Source organism: Variovorax sp. GW823-FHT04B03, from assembly GCF_058796495.1.
In genome coordinates this window covers 738329-756710 of sequence record NZ_JBXAIT010000001.1, presented here as the reverse complement: position 1 = coordinate 756710, position 18382 = coordinate 738329, and the positions used below count along the sequence as shown (strand labels likewise).

Annotated in this window: 20 protein-coding genes; 4 read left to right on the top strand and 16 right to left on the bottom strand. The window is 67.4% G+C overall.

All coding sequences use genetic code 11. The annotated features are described in order from the left end of the window. Positions 1–42 precede the first annotated feature (42 nt). From AC1RAD_RS03390 to AC1RAD_RS03340, 11 genes are all read right to left on the bottom strand, one after another. Positions 43–1257 (bottom strand): class I SAM-dependent rRNA methyltransferase, encoded by a 1215-nt coding sequence (locus AC1RAD_RS03390; protein WP_492733906.1) that lies wholly within the window; start codon positions 1255–1257, stop codon positions 43–45. 63 nt (positions 1258–1320) lie between these two features. Further along, a complete protein-coding gene (locus AC1RAD_RS03385; RefSeq protein ID WP_070060138.1) occupies positions 1321–2241 on the bottom strand; it encodes a tyrosine recombinase XerC in 921 nt (306 codons plus the stop codon). Between the two features lie 40 nt (positions 2242–2281). Beyond that, positions 2282–2926: a YdcF family protein gene (locus AC1RAD_RS03380; RefSeq protein WP_492733904.1), complete on the bottom strand. Its 645-nt coding sequence runs from the start codon at positions 2924–2926 to the stop codon at positions 2282–2284. Further along, a complete protein-coding gene (locus tag AC1RAD_RS03375; protein ID WP_095948166.1) occupies positions 2923–3618 on the bottom strand; it encodes a DUF484 family protein in 696 nt (231 codons plus the stop codon). The genes AC1RAD_RS03380 and AC1RAD_RS03375 overlap by 4 nt, the downstream gene beginning before the upstream one ends. Further along, a complete protein-coding gene (dapF, locus tag AC1RAD_RS03370) occupies positions 3615–4499 on the bottom strand; it encodes a diaminopimelate epimerase (protein WP_492733902.1) in 885 nt (294 codons plus the stop codon). Before dapF ends, AC1RAD_RS03375 begins: the two co-directional genes overlap by 4 nt. A 76-nt stretch (positions 4500–4575) precedes the next feature. Continuing rightward, a complete protein-coding gene (locus AC1RAD_RS03365; RefSeq protein WP_492733900.1) occupies positions 4576–5397 on the bottom strand; it encodes an alpha/beta fold hydrolase in 822 nt (273 codons plus the stop codon). 60 nt (positions 5398–5457) lie between these two features. Continuing rightward, positions 5458–7041, bottom strand: coding sequence for an MFS transporter (locus AC1RAD_RS03360; protein WP_070060141.1), 1584 nt, complete (start codon positions 7039–7041; stop codon positions 5458–5460). Further along, a complete protein-coding gene (locus AC1RAD_RS03355) occupies positions 7034–7432 on the bottom strand; it encodes a DoxX family protein (RefSeq protein ID WP_492733898.1) in 399 nt (132 codons plus the stop codon). Before AC1RAD_RS03355 ends, AC1RAD_RS03360 begins: the two co-directional genes overlap by 8 nt. An 8-nt stretch (positions 7433–7440) precedes the next feature. After that, complete coding sequence (locus AC1RAD_RS03350) at positions 7441–9342, bottom strand: amidohydrolase (RefSeq protein WP_492734543.1); 1902 nt, start codon at positions 9340–9342, stop codon at positions 7441–7443. Positions 9343–9422: 80 nt separating this feature from the next. After that, positions 9423–9716: a DUF1427 family protein gene (locus tag AC1RAD_RS03345; protein WP_492733896.1), complete on the bottom strand. Its 294-nt coding sequence runs from the start codon at positions 9714–9716 to the stop codon at positions 9423–9425. Between the two features lie 29 nt (positions 9717–9745). Beyond that, on the bottom strand, positions 9746–10399 hold the full coding sequence (locus tag AC1RAD_RS03340) for a hydrolase (protein WP_062474264.1): 654 nt from the start codon (positions 10397–10399) through the stop codon (positions 9746–9748). A gap of 181 nt (positions 10400–10580) precedes the next feature. On the opposite strand from AC1RAD_RS03340, the gene AC1RAD_RS03335 reads away from it, so the two are divergent. After that, positions 10581–11492, top strand: a complete 912-nt coding sequence (locus AC1RAD_RS03335; RefSeq protein WP_062474265.1) for a LysR family transcriptional regulator — start codon at positions 10581–10583, stop codon at positions 11490–11492. A gap of 25 nt (positions 11493–11517) precedes the next feature. On the opposite strand, the gene AC1RAD_RS03330 is transcribed toward AC1RAD_RS03335, so the two are convergent. Further along, on the bottom strand, positions 11518–12147 hold the full coding sequence (locus AC1RAD_RS03330; protein ID WP_492733893.1) for a 2-hydroxychromene-2-carboxylate isomerase: 630 nt from the start codon (positions 12145–12147) through the stop codon (positions 11518–11520). Positions 12148–12311: 164 nt separating this feature from the next. Here AC1RAD_RS03330 and AC1RAD_RS03325 point away from each other — a divergent pair, with 164 nt between their 5' ends. After that, on the top strand, positions 12312–13157 hold the full coding sequence (locus tag AC1RAD_RS03325) for an alpha/beta hydrolase (protein WP_235944225.1): 846 nt from the start codon (positions 12312–12314) through the stop codon (positions 13155–13157). Between the two features lie 24 nt (positions 13158–13181). Here AC1RAD_RS03325 and AC1RAD_RS03320 read toward each other — a convergent pair whose 3' ends face one another. Beyond that, entirely contained in the window at positions 13182–13472 is a 291-nt protein-coding gene (locus AC1RAD_RS03320) for a putative quinol monooxygenase (protein ID WP_492733891.1), read from the bottom strand. A 161-nt stretch (positions 13473–13633) separates the two neighbouring features. After that, positions 13634–14602, bottom strand: coding sequence for an AraC family transcriptional regulator (locus tag AC1RAD_RS03315; protein WP_492733889.1), 969 nt, complete (start codon positions 14600–14602; stop codon positions 13634–13636). Positions 14603–14645: 43 nt separating this feature from the next. Here AC1RAD_RS03315 and AC1RAD_RS03310 point away from each other — a divergent pair, with 43 nt between their 5' ends. Next, on the top strand, positions 14646–14795 hold the full coding sequence (locus AC1RAD_RS03310) for a hypothetical protein (RefSeq protein ID WP_492733887.1): 150 nt from the start codon (positions 14646–14648) through the stop codon (positions 14793–14795). A 49-nt stretch (positions 14796–14844) separates the two neighbouring features. On the opposite strand, the gene AC1RAD_RS03305 is transcribed toward AC1RAD_RS03310, so the two are convergent. Continuing rightward, positions 14845–15165, bottom strand: a complete 321-nt coding sequence (locus tag AC1RAD_RS03305; protein ID WP_492733885.1) for a hypothetical protein — start codon at positions 15163–15165, stop codon at positions 14845–14847. A gap of 312 nt (positions 15166–15477) precedes the next feature. After that, positions 15478–16950 carry a P-loop ATPase, Sll1717 family gene (locus AC1RAD_RS03300; protein WP_492733883.1) on the bottom strand — a complete coding sequence of 491 codons (1473 nt, stop codon included), beginning with the start codon at positions 16948–16950 and terminating at the stop codon, positions 15478–15480. A 228-nt stretch (positions 16951–17178) separates the two neighbouring features. On the opposite strand from AC1RAD_RS03300, the gene AC1RAD_RS03295 reads away from it, so the two are divergent. Further along, positions 17179–18381 (top strand): MFS transporter, encoded by a 1203-nt coding sequence (locus AC1RAD_RS03295; RefSeq protein ID WP_070060146.1) that lies wholly within the window; start codon positions 17179–17181, stop codon positions 18379–18381. The last annotated feature ends 1 nt before the right edge of the window (position 18382 follow it).

Genomic DNA, 18382 nt, shown 5'->3' with positions numbered 1-18382 from the left:
CAATGCCACTGAGTTGCGTTGCCGACGGGGTCAAGCCCTCGTTCACAGGGGCTTTCTCACCACCACCAGCCCCTTCAGGTACTCCCCTTCCGGGAACTCGATGGTCATCGGGTGGTCGGGCGCGGCGCCCAGGCGTTCGGCGATGTAGCCGTCCACGCCGGCGTCCAGCCCGGCCGAGGCCACGATCTTGTGGAACAGGTCGGCGCTGATGCCGCCCGAGCAGGAAAAGGTGAGCAGCACGCCGCCGGGCTCCAGCAGCTTGAGCGCCAGGCGGTTGATGTCCTTGTAGGCACGCGCGGCGCGCTCGGCGTGCGCCACCGTGGGCGCGAACTTGGGCGGGTCGAGCACGATGGCGTCGAAGGTGCGGCCCTGGTCGATGAACTCGCGCAGCACCGTGTTCACGTTGGCGTCGAGAAACTCCGTGGCAATGCCCTGCCCTTCGAAACCGTTGAGCGCCAGGTGCGCGCGCGCCCGCTCGAGCGCGGGCTGCGACGAATCGACCGACACCAACGAAGTACCCTCGAGCGCCCCGGCCGCCTTCAAGCCCGCGAGCGCCGCCACGGTGAAGCCGCCCGTGTAGCAGAAGCAGTTGAGCACGCGCCGAAAGCGCCGGTGCTGCGCCAGCTCGGCAAAGCGCTGGCGGCTGTCGCGCTGGTCGAGGTAGAAGCCGGTCTTGTGGCCGGTGGCGATGTCCAGCGACAGCTGCCAGCCGTGCTCGCGGATGGTGATCTGGGTGGGGCCCTCGCCGCGCAGCCAGCCCGTGACCGGCTTCAGGCCCTCGCGCTCGCGGCCGCTGGCGTCCGAGCGCTCATACAGTCTGGTGAGCCCCGTGGCCTTGAGCAGCGCATCGGCCAGCACGTCTTTCCAGCGCTCCACGCCAGCCGACAGGAACTGCGCCACCAACGTGTCGCCATAGCGGTCGACGATCAGCCCCGGCAGGCCGTCGGCCTCGCCGTGCACCAGCCGCACGCCGTCGCTCTGCAGGTCGAAGAGGCCCCGCGCATGCACCGCGCGCGCACAGACCGTGGAAAAAAAAGCAGCGTCGATGCGCTGCTTCTCGTCAAAGCTCCAGGCCCGCGCCCGGATCTTGGAGGTGGGGCCGAAAGCCGCCCACGCGAGGAAGTGGCCGTCGTGCGACTCCACGCGCACTGTTTCCCCCGAGTCCGCGCCGCCGCGCGCAATGGCGGATTCGAAGACCCAGGGATGGCGGCGTTGGAGCGAGCGCTCCTTGCCCGGCTTGAGGCGGAGGGTTTTCATGGGAGATGAATGAAAGAAGAAATGAAAGACGAAAGAAAACGATGCAGGCGACGGGTGTGGCGGCTACTTGCCGTCCTTGTCCGGCCGGGCCTTGGCGCGCGGATGCGCCGCGTCGTAGACCTTGGCCAGGTGCTGGAAGTCCAGCCGCGTGTAGACCTGCGTGGTCGCGATGTTGGCATGGCCCAGCAGCTCCTGCACCGCGCGCAGGTCGCTGCTCGACTGCAGCACGTGGCTCGCGAACGAGTGGCGCAGCATGTGCGGATGCACCGGCGCGGCCAGGCCGGCCTTCAGGCTGCGCTCGCGCAGCAGCTTCCACACCGCCTGCGACGACATGCGCGCACCGCGCGCGCTGACGAACAGCGCCGGCTCCTGGCGCTCGCCGCGCACCGCGAGCCAGTCGCGCAGCGCCTCGGCCGCCTTGCTGCCCACTGGCACGCTGCGCCGCTTGCTGCCCTTGCCGAGCACGTGGGCTTCCATGGCGTCGAGATCGACCCAGCCGAGCGCCGTGGCGCTGGCCTGGGCGTCGAGCCCCGTGAGCTCGCTCACGCGCAGGCCGCAGCCGTAAAGCATTTCGACGATGGCGCCGTCGCGCGCTTCGGTCCAGGGGTCGGCCTCGGGGTCGTACAGCTCGGCCAGGCGCACCGCGTCGTCCACGCCCAGCGCCTTCGGCAGCGGCCGGCCCGCCTTGGGCGCGTGCACGTCCTGCACCGGGTTGAAGCCGATCAGCCCTTCATGGCCGAGCCAGCGGTAGAAGCTGCGCCAGCACGACAGCACCAGCGCAATGCCGCGCGGCTCGCGCCCGGCGCTGTGCAGCTGCGCCATCCAGCGGCGGATGTGCGCCGTCTGCACGCGGTCCAGCGGCAGGTTGGCCTCGGCGGCATGGTCGGTCAGCGCGCGCAGGTGGAAGGCATACAGCTCGACCGTGCGCGGCGCGAGCCGACGCTCCACGCGCACGTGTTCGAGGTATTTGTCGATCCATTCCATGGTGTCGTCGTGCTCCGTGCGCCGCGCGGGGCCGCGCTAGCTAGAACAGATAACCGAGCGATGCATTGTTCACGATGGCCGCCGGCTCACGCAATGCGCCCTTGAACAGCATGCCCCAGCGGCGCCAGCACGAGGTGGGCGCGGCGGCGTACTGCACGTCGAAGGCCTGGTCGAAGCCGCTGGCACGCACCAGCCGCTCGATGCGCCACAGGTGGTACGGCTCCGACACGATGATCACGCTGCGCACGCCCTTGGCCTCCAGCACCGTGCGCGACAGCGACAGGTTGGCGCGCGTGGACGACGACACCGACTCCAGCACCATCGGCCCCGTGTAGCCCTCGGCCGTGGCGTGGTCGCGCATCACCTCGGCTTCGATGCGGCCGTCTTCCACGTCGACACCGCCCGAGAACACCAGCGTCTGCGCGCGACCGGCACGCGCCAGCACGATGCCCTGGTCGACCCGGCCCGTGAGGCAGGGATTGGGCTTGCCGTCGAGGTAGGCGCGGTTGCCCAGCACCAGCGCCACGTCGGCCGCGCGCGGCATCGGGCCGGCCAGGGAGGCCTCGGCACGCTGCCAGATCACGCCCGCGATGGCGGCGTAGGTGAGCACACCGGCCAGCAAGACCACGCACAGGCCGGTCAGCCAAGGCCGGCGGCGCCACCCGCTTCGCGCGGAACGGCTCAAGGGCGCAGCCGCGACAGCGCGCCCGACGACAGCTCGGCGATGCGCTCGAGAAAGTCCGTGCCCATTTCGGCATTGAAGCGCTGCGCGTCCGGCGAGGCCAGCACCAGCAGGCCGAAGGCCGGCGACTCGGCGTCGGGGCGCAGCGGAATCAGCGCGATCGACGCGGCGCCCTGCGGCTCGGGCAGCCAGTTGGCCGCCTCGAAGCCCGCGTTGAGCCCGCAATAAGGCGAGGTGAGCGAGGTGGCCAGCGCCTTCACGTCGTCGCTCACCCACTGGGCATAGGCTTCGTTGAGGTACTCGGTGCCGCAGTCCCACACCTTGATGGCCGTTTGCGGCACCAGGAACAGCGACTGCAGGTCGACCGCGATGCGGTACGGCAGGCTGCGCGGGTCGCGCGTGGTCAACAGGCCCTTGGTCCAGCGCTGCAGGCGGTCGGCGATGACGACGTTTTCGGTGCCGTGGCGCACCATGTCCATCAGGCGGTGCTCCAGCGCCTTGATCTTCTCGCGCAGCATCTCGGCCTGGCGCTCCTGCAGGCTCACGGCGCGGTTGCCGTGCGGGCTGGTCAGCTGCACCTGTGCCAGCAGCTGGGCGTGGCGCTCGAAGAAGTCGGGCGTGTTCGACAGGTAGTTCGCGATGTCGTCTTCGGTGATCGGGTTCATGGCGTTGTTGTCGTGGGTGAATGGGGTCATGGCTGTTCCGAAATGTCGGGCACGTCGATCTCGCCCTCGAACACCGTCGTGGCCGGTCCTGTCATGAGCACCGGCCGGCCGTCGCCCTGCCACTCGATCGTGAGAATGCCGCCGTGCGTCTGCACGTCGACGCGGGAATCCAGCAGCCCGAGGCGAATGCCTGCCACCACGGCCGCGCAGGCGCCCGTGCCGCAGGCCAGCGTTTCGCCGGCGCCGCGCTCGAACACGCGCAGCTTGATGTTCGTGCGGTCGACCACCTGCATGAAACCGGCGTTCACGCGCTGCGGAAAGCGCGGGTGGTGCTCGATCTGCGGGCCCTGCTCGGCCACCGGCGCGGTGTCGACGTTGTCGACCACCTGCACCGCGTGCGGGTTGCCCATGGACAGCACCGCTACCGAAACGATAGCACTGCCGGCCCGGGTGCCCAGCGCCAGGTGCCAGGTCTGCCACGCGCCTTCGTGCTGCGGGTCGAGCCCGGCCGTGTCGAAGGGCACGCGCGCCGGCTCGAAGACCGGGGCGCCCATGTCGACCGTCACGCGGCCGTCGTCGCCCATGCGGGGTTCGATCACGCCGGCCAGCGTCTGCACGCGCACGTCTTTCTTCTCGGTCAGGCCGTGCTCGCTCACGAAGCGCATGAAGCAGCGCGCCCCGTTGCCGCACTGCTCCACCTCGCCGCCGTCGGCGTTGTGGATCACGTACTGGAAGTCGATGCCTTCGGCGGGCGACGGGCGCACCGTGAGAATCTGGTCGGCGCCGACGCCGAAATGGCGGTCGGCCAGGAAGCGGTACTGCGCGGCCGTGAGGCCCAGCGTGCCGCGCGTTTCGTCCAGCACGACGAAATCGTTGCCGGCTCCCTGCATCTTGGTAAAGCGGATTCGCATCGCCGGATTATCGCCACCGGCGCCGCCCTTCGCGCCGAAAGGGCCGCAGGGCGCGGCCCTTTCGACACACCCGGCCTCAGCCCTGGATGAACGCCAGCAGGTCGGCGTTCACCTGCGCCGCGTGCGTGGTGCAGGTGGCGTGCGGCGCGCCGGCGTACAGCTTGAGCTGGCTGCCCTGGATCATTTCGGCCGCCAGCTTGCCGGTGGCCTCGAAGGGCACGACCTGGTCGTCGCCGCCGTGGATCACCAGCGTGGGCACGTCGATCTTCGCCATATCGGGGCGGAAGTCGGTCTCGGAGAACGCCGTCACGCAGTCGATGGTGGCCTTGATCGAGGCCTGCAGCGCGATCTGCAGCGTTTGCTTGAACACGCCCTGCGACACCTTCGCGCCCGGGCGGTTGGTGCCGTAGAACAGCGTGCTGAAGTCGTCGATGAACTGCGCCCGGTCGGCGGCCAGCCCGGCGCGGATGCCCGCGAACAGCGGGGCCTCGGGGCCCACGGGATGGTCGGCGGTCTTCATGAACAGCGGCGTCACCGCGCTGATGAGCGCCAGCTTCGCCACGCGCGCGCTGCCCTTGCGCGCGATGTAGCGCGTGACGTCGCCGCCGCCCATCGAGAAGCCCGCCAGGATCACGTTTTTCAGGTCGAGCGTTTCGATCAGCTCGGCGATGTCGTCGGCGAAGGTGTCGTAGTCGTAGCCGGTCCAGGGCTGGCTGGAGCGGCCGAAGCCGCGGCGGTCGAACGCGATGACGCGGTAGCCGCGCTCGGCGAAGAACAGCATCTGGGCGTCCCACATGTCGGCGCTCAGCGGCCAGCCGTGGCTGAAGACGATGGGCTGGCCGCTGCCCCAGTCCTTGTAATAGAGCTCGGTGCCGTCGCGAAGGGTCAGTGTGGTCATGGTTTTTCCTTGAGATGGGCGAAAGGGTGAAAGGGAAAGAGAAAGAAGAATCCGCGCCGCTCAGAGCGCCAGGAAGTGATGCACCTCGGGCTTGCCCGGGCCGATGTGAAAGCGCAGCGCCTCGGCCTGCAGGTCGGCATCGGCGTGCGACACGCGGTGGTGCTGGCGCAGGTGCTCGGCCCACGACTCCACGAGGAACCACTCCATCACGCGCTCGGCGTCGGCCGTGTGCTCGTGCACGCCCCAGGCGTAGGCGCCGTCGCGGCGGCGCTCCAGCGACAGGCGCTTCATCGCATCGAGGAACGCCGGCCGGTCTTCCTTGCGGATGCGGTACTCGACCTGGATCATCACGGGCCCGCGGTCGTGCGCCACCGGCTCGGCCAGCAGCGGCTCGGGCCAGTGGTTCGAGGCCTGCAAGTCGGCCTCGCCGGCGGGCAGCCGCACGCGGTGGAACACCAGCCCCATCACCACCAGCCCCACCGCGCCCGCCACCAGCGTGGCCGGCACGCCGATCTGCTGCGCGACCAGGCCCCAGCCCAAGCTGCCGGCGGCCATGGCGCCGTTGAACACCGTGAGGTACACGGCCAGCCCGCGCCCACGCACCCAGTTCGGCAGGATCGACTGCGCCACCCCGTTGAGCGTGGTCAGCGCAATGATCCAGCCCAGCCCCAGCACGCCGAGCATCGGCACCGCCAGCCATTGCGGCGGCGCGAACACCAGCGCGCCCATCACCGCGGCCGTGAGCAGCGAGGCCAGCAGCAGCATGCCGTCGGCATCGAGCCGGGCACGCAGCCGCGGCATCACCAGCGCGCCGCCGATGGCGCCCGCGCCCACCGCGCCGAGCAGGATGCCGTAGAAGCTCGCCGTGCCGCCGAGCATCTGGCGCGCCACCAGCGGCAGCAGCGCCCACACCGAGCTGGCGAACAGGAAGAACACCGCCGCGCGCAGCAGCACCACGTGCAGCTCCTTGCTGGCCCGCGTGTAGCGCAGGCCGGCGCGGAAGGCACCGAAGAAGTTCTCGGACAGCCCGCTGTCCACCGCCGCCGGGCGCTTCCACCACAAGAGCGCCGCGATCACGAACACATAGCTCAGCACGTCCAGCCCGTAGGTGGCGGCCGCGCCGAAGCTCGCCAGGATCAGCCCGCCCGCCGCGGGCCCGATGGAGCGCGCGATGTTGATGCCCAGGGAGTTCAGCGCCACCGCGCCCTTGAGCTCGCTGCGCGGCACCAGCTCCGGCACGATCGACTGCCAGGTCGGCCCCATGAGCGCCGCGCCGATGCCGCCCACGAAGGTCAGCGCAATCAGGTACTCGACCGTGAGCGTGCCCGTGTGCGAGAGCACCAGCAGCGTGCCGCTCACCGCGGCCAGCAGCACCTGCACGAAGATCAGGAAGCGCCGGCGGTCGAGGATGTCCGACAGCACGCCGGCCGGAATCGCCAGCAGAAAGATCGGCAGCGTCGCCGCCGTCTGGATCAACGCCACCGCCGTCGGGCTGGCCGACAGGTCGGTCACCAGCCACGAGCTGGCCACGTCGCGCATGAAGCTGCCGATGTTGCCCAGCACCGTGGCGGCCCACAGCACGGCGAAGACCGGCTGGCGCAGCGGCGCGAAGGCGCCGGCGGCTTTGGCTTGGGGCTCAGTCATCGTGGCGCTCCTTGAGGTCGAGCCAGGCAACGAGCACGAAGCCGCCGACCAGGCCCAGGTGTTCGAAGAAGGAGTTGGCCGCCATGAAGCGTTCCTGCCCGAGCGGCATCTCCCAGAAACGCAGCGCGACGAAGGTCGCCATGAGCGTGAAGCCGCCCAGCGCGAGCGCGCCGAGCCAGCGCCAGAAGCCGGTGAGGATGAGCGCCGCGGCGCCCAGCTCCAGCACGATCACCGCCACGGCCAGCGGGCCGGCCGGCGACAGGCCGAAGTGGTTCATCTCGGCGAGGGCGGCGTTGAAGTCCAGCGCCTTGTTCAGGCCGCCCTGCAGGTAGGCCGCGCACAGCAGCAGCAAGGCGATCCAGCGCACGGCGGGCGACAGGGTCCAGTGCATGGCCTTCATCACACCGCCCAGCAGGCGCAACCCAGCGCGCCCCAGAAGCTCTTCAGGTCGGCAATGGGCAGCTTGCTGCTCCAGGCCGTCGCGTGGCTGTGGCCGTGCACATTGCAGTCGTTGGCGCAGGCGCACGACATCGCGGCGTTGCGCATCACCTTCTGCAGCGGTGCGCCTTCCGCGGACCGCGCCGTGTCGGCCCAGCCGGCATAGCCGCCGAAGGTGCGCGCGGGCGACCAGTCGGGCATGGCGGGCGGCAGGCCGCCTTCGTCGTGCGCGGCGAACGGGCCGGCGCCGTAGACCACCTTGCCGCCCACCATCGTGAGCAGCGCCGTGGTGTCGGCAATCTCCGATTCGGCGCAGGCGAAGAAGTCGCGGTCGGGCACCACCAGGTCGGCCAGCTGGCCTTCCTGGATGCGGCCCTTCTTGCCCTCTTCATTCGAGAACCAGGTGACGTTCTCGGTCCACATGCGCAGCGCGGCCTCGCGGTCCAGGCAGTTGCGCTGCGGGTACAGCTGCATGCCGCCCACCGTCTTGCCCGTGACCAGCCACGACAGCGACACCCACGGGTTGTACGAGGCCACGCGCGTCGCGTCGGTGCCGGCCGACACCTTCAGGCCGCGCTCCAGCATCTTCTTGACCGGCGGCGTGGCCTCGGCCGCGCCGGAGCCGTAGCGCTCCACGAAATACTCGCCCTGGTAGGCCATGCGGTGCTGCACCGCCACGCCGCCGCCGAGCGCGGCGATGCGGTCCATCGACTTCTCGGAAATCGTCTCGGCATGGTCGAAGAACCAGTTCAGGCCGGCCAGCGGCGTGTCCTTGTTGACCTTCTCGAACACGTCGAGCGAGCGGCTGATGGTTTCGTCGTAGGTCGCGTGCATGCGCCACGGCCAGCGGTTCTGCGCCAGGATGCGCACCACGCCTTCGAGGTCGCCTTCCATCTCAGGCGCCATGTCGGGGCGCGGCTGGCGGAAGTCCTCGAAGTCGGCCGCCGAGAACACCAGCATCTCGCCCGCGCCGTTGTGGCGGAAGTAGTCGTCGCCCTGCTTGTACCTGGAGTTCGCGGTCCAGTTCAGGAAGTCGTCCTTCTCGGCCTTGGGCTTCTGCGTGAAGAGGTTGTAGGCCAGGCGGATCGTGAGCTGCCCGTCGTCGTGCAGCTTCTGGATCACTTCATAGTCGTCGGGGTAGTTCTGGTTGCCGCCGCCCGCGTCGATGGCGCCGGTCACGCCCAGGCGGTTGAGCTCGCGCATGAAGTGGCGCGTGGAGTTGAGCTGGTAGTCGAAGGGCAGCTTCGGCCCCTTGGCCAGCGTGGCGTAGAGGATGGCCGCGTTCGGCTTGGCCAGCAGCAGGCCGGTGGGGTTGCCGGCGCTGTCGCGCACGATCTCGCCGCCGGGCGGCGCGGGCGTGTCTTTCGTGTAGCCCACGGCGCGCAGCGCGGCGCCGTTGAGCAGCGCACGGTCGTACAGGTGCAGGATGAACACCGGCGTGTCGGGCGCCACCGCGTTCAGCTCGGCCAGGGTCGGCAGGCGCTTCTCGACGAACTGGTGCTCGGTGAAACCGCCCACCACGCGCACCCACTGCGGCGCGGGCGTGATCGCCACCTGGCGCTTGAGCATGCCCATCGCATCGGCCAGGCTCTTCACGCCGTCCCAGCGCAGCTCCATGTTGTAGTTCAGGCCGCCGCGAATGATGTGCAGGTGGTTGTCGATCAGGCCCGGCAGCACGCGCTGGCCCTGCAGGTCGATCACGCGGGTCTGGCTGCCGGCCAGCGGCAGCACGTCTTCGGCGCGGCCCACGCGGGCGAAGCGGCCGTCCTTGATGGCCACCGCGTCGGCCGTGGGGTTGGCACGGTCCAGCGTGGTGAAGCGGCCGTTGCGCAGGATGAGGTCGGGGGTCTGGGTGGTGGCCATGGTGGATGCGGGTGCGAGGGAGGTGGCTGCAAAGGCGCCGAGGGCGCCCAGGAAGTGGCGGCGTTGCGGGTCGGGGGCGTTCATGCGTCGCTCCGCTCGGACGGGCGGCCGGCGGCGGCGGTCTTCACCGCCCCGGGCTGCGCGCAGGTCGGCAGCTTGCCGAACACGTGCGGCTTGACCTGGTCATGCAGCCACGAGGTGGCGGCCGGCCGGTCGAACACCTGCCGCACCAGCGGCGGGATCTGCTCGCCGAGCAGGATGCCCAAGAGGCCCACCAGGGCGATCACCGGCGGCGCCGGCGAGCGCACCTGGAAGAGCGCGTAGATCACGCCGACCAGCAGGCCGAGCGCGAGGGAAACGACATAGGTCTTCATGGTCGGTCGGCCTTCCGGGTGCGCTGCGCTCAACCCTCGTGGGCGCCGAACATGGTCTTGGCGTACGTCACGCCCAGACCGTAGGCGCCGCCCACCTTCTTCGCAATACCGGTCGTCAACTCGTACGTGTCGCCACGCGCCCAGTCGCGCTGCAGCTCCAGCAGGTACTGCAGCGAGGTCATCGGCTGCGCGCCGGCCTGCACCATGCGCTCCATCGCGCGGTTGTGCGCCTCGGTGGACACGTCGCCGCAGGCGTCGGCAATCACGTACACCTCGAAGCCCTGGTCCAGCGCCGACAGCGCCGGGCCCACGATGCACACGCTGGTCCACAGGCCGGCCAGCACGATGCGCGGCTTGCCGATGGCGTTCACGCGCTCGATCACGGCGGCGTCTTCCCAGGTGTTCATCGAGGTGCGGTCGAGCATCTTCTGGCCGGGGAAGGCGTCGGTGATCTCGCTGAACATCGGGCCCGAAAAGCTCTTCTCGGCCACGGTCGTCAGGATGGTCGACACCTTGAAGCCGGCCGCCGCCTGCGCCACCAGCGCGGCGTTGTTGCGCAGGTTCACGGCGTCGATCGAGTGCGTGGCAAAGGCCATCTGCGACTGGAAGTCGATCATCACCAGCGTGTGGTCGGTGGGGGTGAGCAGCTTGGCGCCGGCGGTGGGGGTGGCTTGGACGGTCATGAAAGGCTCCTTCGGCAAAGTTGGGTGCGTGGATATTCGATTTGGTTCACAATCGCTTTCGGAGGGAATCTCCTTGGCGTGGGCTGAATCATCCGGTGCACGCAGGCCTCTATCGACGAAACTTTTCACCATCAATGATCGAAGTTTTCGATCATTCCTTTTTTCCTGCGAGGAACGCCCCGTGCTCAAGCTCACCCTGGAAGCCATCGAGGTCGTCGACGCCATCGCGCGCCACGGCTCCTTTGCCGCCGCCGCCGCGCGGCTGAACAAGGTGCCCTCCACCATCTCCTACGCCGTGGGCAAGCTCGAAGAGCAGCTGGGCATGCTGCTGTTCGAGCGCAACGGCCCGCGCGTGACCCTCACCGCCGCCGGCGAAGAAATGCTCAAGGAAGGCCGCTGGCTGCTCGGCGCCGCGAGCGACCTCGAATCGCGCATGCGGCAGATTGCCACCGGCTATGAATCAGAGCTGCGGCTGGTGCACGACTCGCTCATTCCCACGCAGGCCTTCATGGACGACATCCGCGCCTTCGAAGACCTGCGCTGCGGCACGCGGCTGCGCATCGGCTGCGAGGCGCTCACCGGCAGCTGGGAGGCGCTGCGCGAGGGCCGCGCCGACATCGTCGTGGCCGCGGGCGAAGGCCCGGCCGGCGGCGGCCACCAGGCCGTAGCCGTCGGCAGCCTCGAGTTCGCCTTCTGCGTCGCGCCCACCCACCCGCTCACGCGGCTGAAGCGCCCCGTGCAGCGCGGCGATCTCATCGACTGCAACGCCATCGTGGTCGGCGACACCGCGCGCACCCTGTCGGACCGCACCGTGGGCCTCATGGCCGGCCAGCCGCGCATCACCGTGCCATCGATGGCCGCCAAGGTCGCCTGCCAGGTCGCCGGGTTGGGCCACGGCTTTCTGCCGCGCGCCTGCATCACCGACGAGCTGGCGCGCGGCACGCTGGTCGAACTGCCGACCGAGGAACCGCGCGCGCCCGAGGCCTTCTGGCTCGCGTGGAAGACCGGCGCGCAGGGCCAGGCGCTGCGCTGGTGGCGCGAGCGGCTGCACCGCACGCTCGTGCCCGCGCTGCTGCCGCGTTCGTTCCTCTGAGAGAAGAAAAAAGAGAGGTTGTCGCTCAGCCGCCGGCGCGCAGCTTGTCGAGCGCCCGGTCGAGAAACGCCAGCCGGTCTTGTCCCCAGAAGCGCTCGCCGTTCAGGATGAACGTGGGCGCGCCGAACACGCCCGCTTCCACCGCGTCGGCGCTGTTGGCGCGGTACACGGCCAGCACCTCGGCCGACTGCTCCAGCGCCTGCAGCGCCGCGCCGTCGTAGCCGTTTTCATCGGCGATGGCGATGCGCACCGCGGCCTGCGCCGTGTCGCGCTCCTCGGCCCACAGCGCGCGCAGCAGCGCGTGCGACAGCGGCTGCGCGTCCAGGCCCTGCAGCTGGGCGGCGATCACCATCCAGCCGGGGTACTTGTTCCAGTTCGGGTCGGTCGGCGCGCCCTTCGGGTAGTGCGCGGGCTCCAGGTTCATCGGCATGCCGAGGTAATCGCGCCAGCGCGACAGTTCCAGCGCGTGGTACGTGCGGCGCGGCTCCGGGCGCGTCTTCAGCGGAATGCCGCCGGTCTGCGGCACCACCGCCTGGAAGTCGTAGGGCTTGAGCGTGAGCTGCACATGGTGGCGGCGCACGATGTCTTGCAGTTGAGGGCCGCCGAGGTAGGCCCAGGGCGAGGAAAGGCTGTAGTAGCAGTCGAGGGCGATCATGCGGGGATTATCTTCAGCCCCCGGCCGGCGCGCCGCGCGCCACGGCCATACACCTCGCAACGCACCGCCTCGCGAACGCGGTGAAACTACGCCCCTTGCGCGTTGTGCACCGGCCGGGCCCTGCCCTTGCGATGCCACGCCGCCACTTTCTCGGGAGCCCTGATTTGCAGAAGAACACCCAAGCCAAGATTGCCCGCATTGCCCTGTCGGCCTCGGCCGCCGCCATCGGCAGCCTGGCCGCCTACTGGACCCTGCTCGCCACGCGACAGGGCCACATTCTTTTCAACGCCCGCAAGCTGCCCGTGGTGCATCTGTCGGACGACTTCTCGACCTACTCGCACCCCGTGCCCGGCGGCATGGTGCGCGGCTACGTGTACCACCCACAGGGCGAAGACGCGCTGCAGGACCTGTTCATCTACTTCGCCGGCCGCGGCGAAGACGTGCGCGCCACCGCGCAGATGCTGCACTGGCTGCCCGAGGGCTTCGGCTTTGCCGCGCTCAACTACCGGGGCGTGGCCGACTCGCAGGGCGCACCTTCGGAAATCGCCTCCGTGGCCGACGCCGCCCAGTTCGCCAGCCACCTGCGCCGCGCCTTTCCGCAGGCGCGCCTGCACGTGGTGGGCCGCAGCCTGGGCACCGGCGTGGCCATCCAGCTCGTGGCGCGGCAGGAGTTTGCGAGCCTGCAGCTCATCACGCCGTACGACTCGCTGCTCGAAGTCGCCAAGAAGCGCTTTCCGCTCGTGCCGCTGTCGCTGTTGCTGCGCCACCGCTTCAACTCCATCGAGCACAGCAAGGAAGTCGCCGCCAAGACCCAGGTGCTGCTCGCCGCGAAGGACGACGTCGTGCCGCACGAACGCTCCGAAAAACTCATCGCCGCCTGGCCCACGCCCGTGAGCGTGCAGACCGTGTCGAACTCGGACCACCACAACATCACCGGGCTGGAAGAGACCTGGCTGATGCTGGTGGACTTTGCGTTGACGGCGGTGCTGCCGGAGACGAAGGCGGCGTAGGCAGCGCAAGCGGCCAGGGCTTTTTCAAAGCTCCCGGCAATAGCAGCTGACGGGCTCCCGCGCCAACTCCCCCGCCAGCACCTCCCAGGCCCCTGACGCCACCGCGCTCGCAATGTGCGCCTGGTGGTGCGCCTGCGACGCCCACGATTCGACCAGCGTGAAAACGCAGTCGTTGTCGCTGCGCCCGAACAGCCGCACGCCCCGGCACCCATCCGCCGATGGCAGCGACTGCTTGACCTGGTTCATGAGTTCCGCGAACGCAGACGCGCGCTCGGGCTTGGCTTCGAAAGTGATGATGACGTTGATCGGGTCCATGGACATTTCTTCTTCGCGTTGGCTTGTGGATTCAATGAATGAATGAAAAGAGAGAGCAGGCAGGTTAGCCAGCCCCCTCCCCCGCGCCTAGGCACGAAGCTGCGAAGAAATTGACCATGGCTGCGAAGGACGCAGGCAGCCACGCCGGGGTCACCCCGGCATCACGCCGCCTGCATGCGCCGCACGTACTCCGCAGGCGTCGTCTCGAACCGCCTGCGAAACGCGCGGTTGAAATGCGCCGCGCTCTCGAACCCCACCTTGGCAGCCGCATCGCCGGGGCGCAGCCCGGCGCCCAGCATCAGCGAGCGCGCCTCTTCCAGGCGCAGGTCGCGAATGCAGCGCATCGGCGTGACGCCGGCCACCTCGCGAAAGCTGTGCGCGAAGTGCGAAGGGCTCATGTGGACGTGGCTCGCGATCTCGGCCACCGACAGCGGCCGGCCCAGATGGCGGCGCATGAAGGCGATGGCCGTCTGTATGCGGGCGCCGGCCTTGGAGACGGCGCCCGCGCTGCGGATGGCGGCGGCCGCCTCGGAGCGCAGCAGCCGCAGCACGATTTCCTCGACAGCCAGCGGCGCGAGCGTGCGGCGGTCCACCGGGTCATCGGCCGCCAGCAGCAGGCGGGCGAAGGCCTCGACCACCTCCGGCCCCACCGGGGCCGTGAAGTGCTCGCGCACGCGGGCGGGCTCGGCCGGCAGCGCATCACCACCACCGCCTTCGGCCAGTGCGAGGACCGACTTGACCAGCACGTCGGGCGGCAGGTCCAGATGAATGGCCAGGTACGGCGCCGCGGTGCTCGCCCCGACGACCGTACCGAGGCACGCGACCTCGGCCCCGAGCACCAGGCACTGCGTGGCGCCGTAGGCCAGCGAACGGCCGCCACCGAGGTGCGCGGTCTTGCGGCCCTGCAAGACCACCACCACGCCCGGCGTGAGGCGCTGGGTTTTCTCGTAACGCACCGGGTGTGAAAAGCGGTAGCAGCGCAGGCCCGGGTACAGCGCGTCGGTGCGGCCGTCCGCAGGGGTTCGCGCTGCGACCATGTCGCGCAGGCGGGTCCAGGCGGCGGAAATGAAGGTGGCCTCTTCGGGTTTGTTGTTGTTGCTGTCGTCGGCGGCAATGGGCGCAACTGGCATCGGCTTTGTCGTGGAGAAGAGAGAACGCTGGAAAGCGAACGGGATGCGCAGCGTAGCCGGTCAGCGCGCGCCCGTGAGCGTGCAGACCGTGTCGAACTCGGACCACCACAACATCACCGGGCTCGAAGAGACCTGGCTGATGCTGGTGGACTTTGCGTTGACGGCGGTGTTGCCGGAGACGAAGGCGGCTTGAGGGCTGCGGGCCGGGCGTGAGGCAGAGGCTTCACGCCGGCCGCTGTGGGCTACGCCGGCTTGAGCGAGGGGTGCGCTTGCAGCGCATCGCGCACGGCACCGGCTGTTGCGTTGACGGTGGCGATGCGTGTCATCAACGCTTCGTTGAGCAGGCGGAGCAATGCGCTCAGTTCGGTGCGGGTGGGGGCGAGCTCTTCGCTGTCGTTGAGGGCGCTGGTGTCTACGAGCTTTTCTAGGGCCGTGTAGGCACGCATTACAGCGTTGAGGTTGTCGGCGTCGTCGCAGGCTTGCAGGGCGAGTTCGTCAAGAGCGGGCAACACGGCAACGGGACGGGCGCTTGCTTGCGCGGACACAGGTGCAGATTCAGCCATAGAGGCCTCCAGTCGGGTTCTGTTTGCTACAGCCGACGCACCCGCTTCCAAACGGTGGCGGCAGCTCGAACGGGTTGGAAGACCGGGAACCCTCTTGCGAAAGCCGGCAGGGCTCGCGCCCTCCCGTTCGAGCCGCCAAAAATGGGCGAACGAAAAAGCCGCAGACCATGTGCGGTATCTGCGGCTTCCGTCGCAGAGAGTTCGACAGGCTTCCAAACCCGATCACGCTTTTTTGCGTGACGTATCAGTATATCTATGTGCGATCGTTGCCACTGGCATCTCAAGCCTCCAAGACTAAATTCATTTCAAGATTCAGCGCTTAGCCGGACGGTCAGGCACATTTTTCAGCTTCAGCGCCTGCCGGAAGACGGGGTGTACCTCCCATGAGAACCCCTGGTCGATATTTGTCCGAGCGTTGAGTAGCGCCGGATTGTCTGAGTAAGAGAGATGCTCATAGTGCCCACCCCCCAAATCTCGTCGAGCAGTTAGAAATCCAATCTGAAATAGAAAATGCGCGACCTCGACCGAGGAAGGCCTCCCTAGGATTCCAACAATTCTCGGATGTACCCCTTGAAGCACCCTGTTGTTCAAGGTTGAGACAAGATCTGCCGTCGAAAACCATTCCGGCTCACCAACGAATGCCGTAAGCAACTCTTCGATTTCGGGACACTGCGAACGAAATTCTGCGACGGTGTCTTGGACACGCCTCTGTCCGAAATCTGGCAGAACTGCAGTGATGTCATCGAAATTGATTCGCATCCGCCTAGCTTCAAGCGCCTTGGCCGCAGCATGCTTTGCAAGCTCAACGAGCCAGCGAGGTCTACGTCGTGCCATCGTATAGAGAATTGTCGTTGGAGAACGAAATTGATCTCGTCCCCATGGCATAGGATCGTCGAATGCGAGCGCGACCAATTCTGAGCGACGCTTTTTTGTGTCGAGTGACAAATTTTCTTGAATGTCTTCCCATTTTTTTGTTCGATGAAGTTGAGCTTCAATGCGCATTGACAGCAGCTCATAGAACTCACCGATAGACCAAGTTAGTGGCCTCACATACTGCTCAACATGAGAGAGTGTTTCGTGATACTGCTTGATGGTCGTCCAAACATTTGGACGGACAGTCAATCTGAATCGGAACTCGGGAACCAAGTTGGCAATTTGACGACATGCAGTAAACGCTGAAGCAACTTTTGCCCGCTGGACGGGCGTGTTTTCAAAGTTATTATCCAGATCATCTATTAACAGCCAAACCTCGGCTCCTTTTTCCGTCCAACGACGAAGCAGTTGCTCTGGATTTACTACTCCTTGACGTGCCCGCTCCAAGGGAATGGCTGAGGTTTTAAGTCGATCAACGACAGACGAAACGAATGACCGAGACTTATAGCCATTCATCTCAGCCTCCTCCACCAGCGCAATTGCATCATCACCGAAAGCCAACTTTATTGAGGCCCCGATCTCATTTGCTGCTAGGCGCAAGATACTTTGCTTCCATGCTCTTACCCAGCGATCGTGGTCGGAGGATTCAAGCTCAGGCGTGATCGAAGATGCCGGCACTGCAATTATTAGAGGTTGCGGCTCTCTCTTTCGAAGCTCCAGTTGCACCAACCGTAGCAACGCCGACTTCCCTTCCCCCTTGTATGCACGTATTACCGCTATCGCCACGTCGGCAGCCAAAAACTCTCTAACCTCCGGACGAATAACGGCGTAACTGGTGAAGATCCCTTCGTTTTCGTCTTCAGCTGCCTCATTTCCAAACAAGCTCTTGTCGGAAAAGTCAACGAATCCCATAGTGCCCCTCCATGCGCACTCATTTGCGGCGCAAGCAATTCAGTCTAACCAATCAAGCGTCACGAAGTGGCTGAAGCCTCACTATTCTTTTGCGCTTGTGTCTCGAACTTTTGGCTTGGCCTCTTGGTCAGACTATTGCCTTTAAATCAACTATCTTCTGCCGAAACCCCCATTTATCCGCAAAGGTAACCGCAAGACACTCCTCCTCATCCCAGAAGGAGTGCTCTCATGCCAATCGCCTTACTCGCGCTGACCCTCAGCGCCTTCGCCATCGGAACGACCGAGTTCGTCATCGTTGGCCTCATTCCCACCGTCGCTGCCGACCTCGGCATCGGCCTTCCCTCGGCGGGCCTCTTGGTCAGCCTCTATGCACTGGGCGTTGCCATTGGCGCGCCGGTGCTCACGGCCCTCACGGGCAAGCTGCCGCGCAAGGCGCTGCTGCTCGGGCTGATGGCGCTGTTCACGGTCGGCAACCTGCTGGCGTGGCAGGCGCCCAGCTATGAATCGCTGATTGCCGCCCGCGTGCTCACGGGGCTGGCGCACGGGGTGTTCTTCTCGATCGGCTCGACGATTGCCACCGGCCTGGTGCCGAAGGAAAAGGCGGCGAGCGCCATCGCGATCATGTTCACGGGGCTCACGGTGGCGCTGGTCACGGGCGTGCCGCTGGGCACGTTCATCGGGCAGCACTTCGGCTGGCGCGAGACTTTCCTGGCAGTGTCGGCGCTGGGCGTGGTCGCCTTCATCGGCAGCTGGATCTTCGTGCCGGGCAACATCCGCCACACGCCGCCGGCTTCGCTGGCGCAACAAGCGAAGGTGCTGGCCGAGCCGCGCCTGCTGCTGGTGTATGCCAAGACGGCCATCGGCTACGGCGGCTCGTTCATTCCGTTCACGTTCCTGGCGCCGATCCTCACCGACGTGTCGGGCTTCAGCGCCGGCGCGGTGGGCTGGGTGATGCTGGTGTACGGCATCTCGGTGGCGGTGGGCAACATCTGGGGCGGCAAGCTGGCCGACCGCATGGGCCCGATTCCGGCGCTGAAGATCATCTTTGCGCTGCTGGCGGCCGTGCTGCTGGTCTTCAACTTCGCGGCGCCGCACAAGTGGCTGGCGCTGGTGGCGGTGCTGATGTGGGGCGCGGTGGCGTTCGGCAACGTGCCGGGGCTGCAGGTGTACGTGGTGAAGCAGGCCGAACGCTTCACGCCGCAGGCGGTGGACGTGGCCTCGGGCCTGAACATCGCGGCCTTCAACCTGGGCATTGCAGGCGCAGCCTGGGCCGGCGGCCTGATCGTGACGCACCTCGGGCTGATGCACACGCCCTGGATCGGCGCACTCGTTGTGCTGGTGTCGCTGGCCCTCACGCAATGGAGCGGCTCGCTCGACCGTCGTGCCGGCATTCCGGTGCGCGCCTCGGGGCCGGTGCCGGTCGGGCACTGAG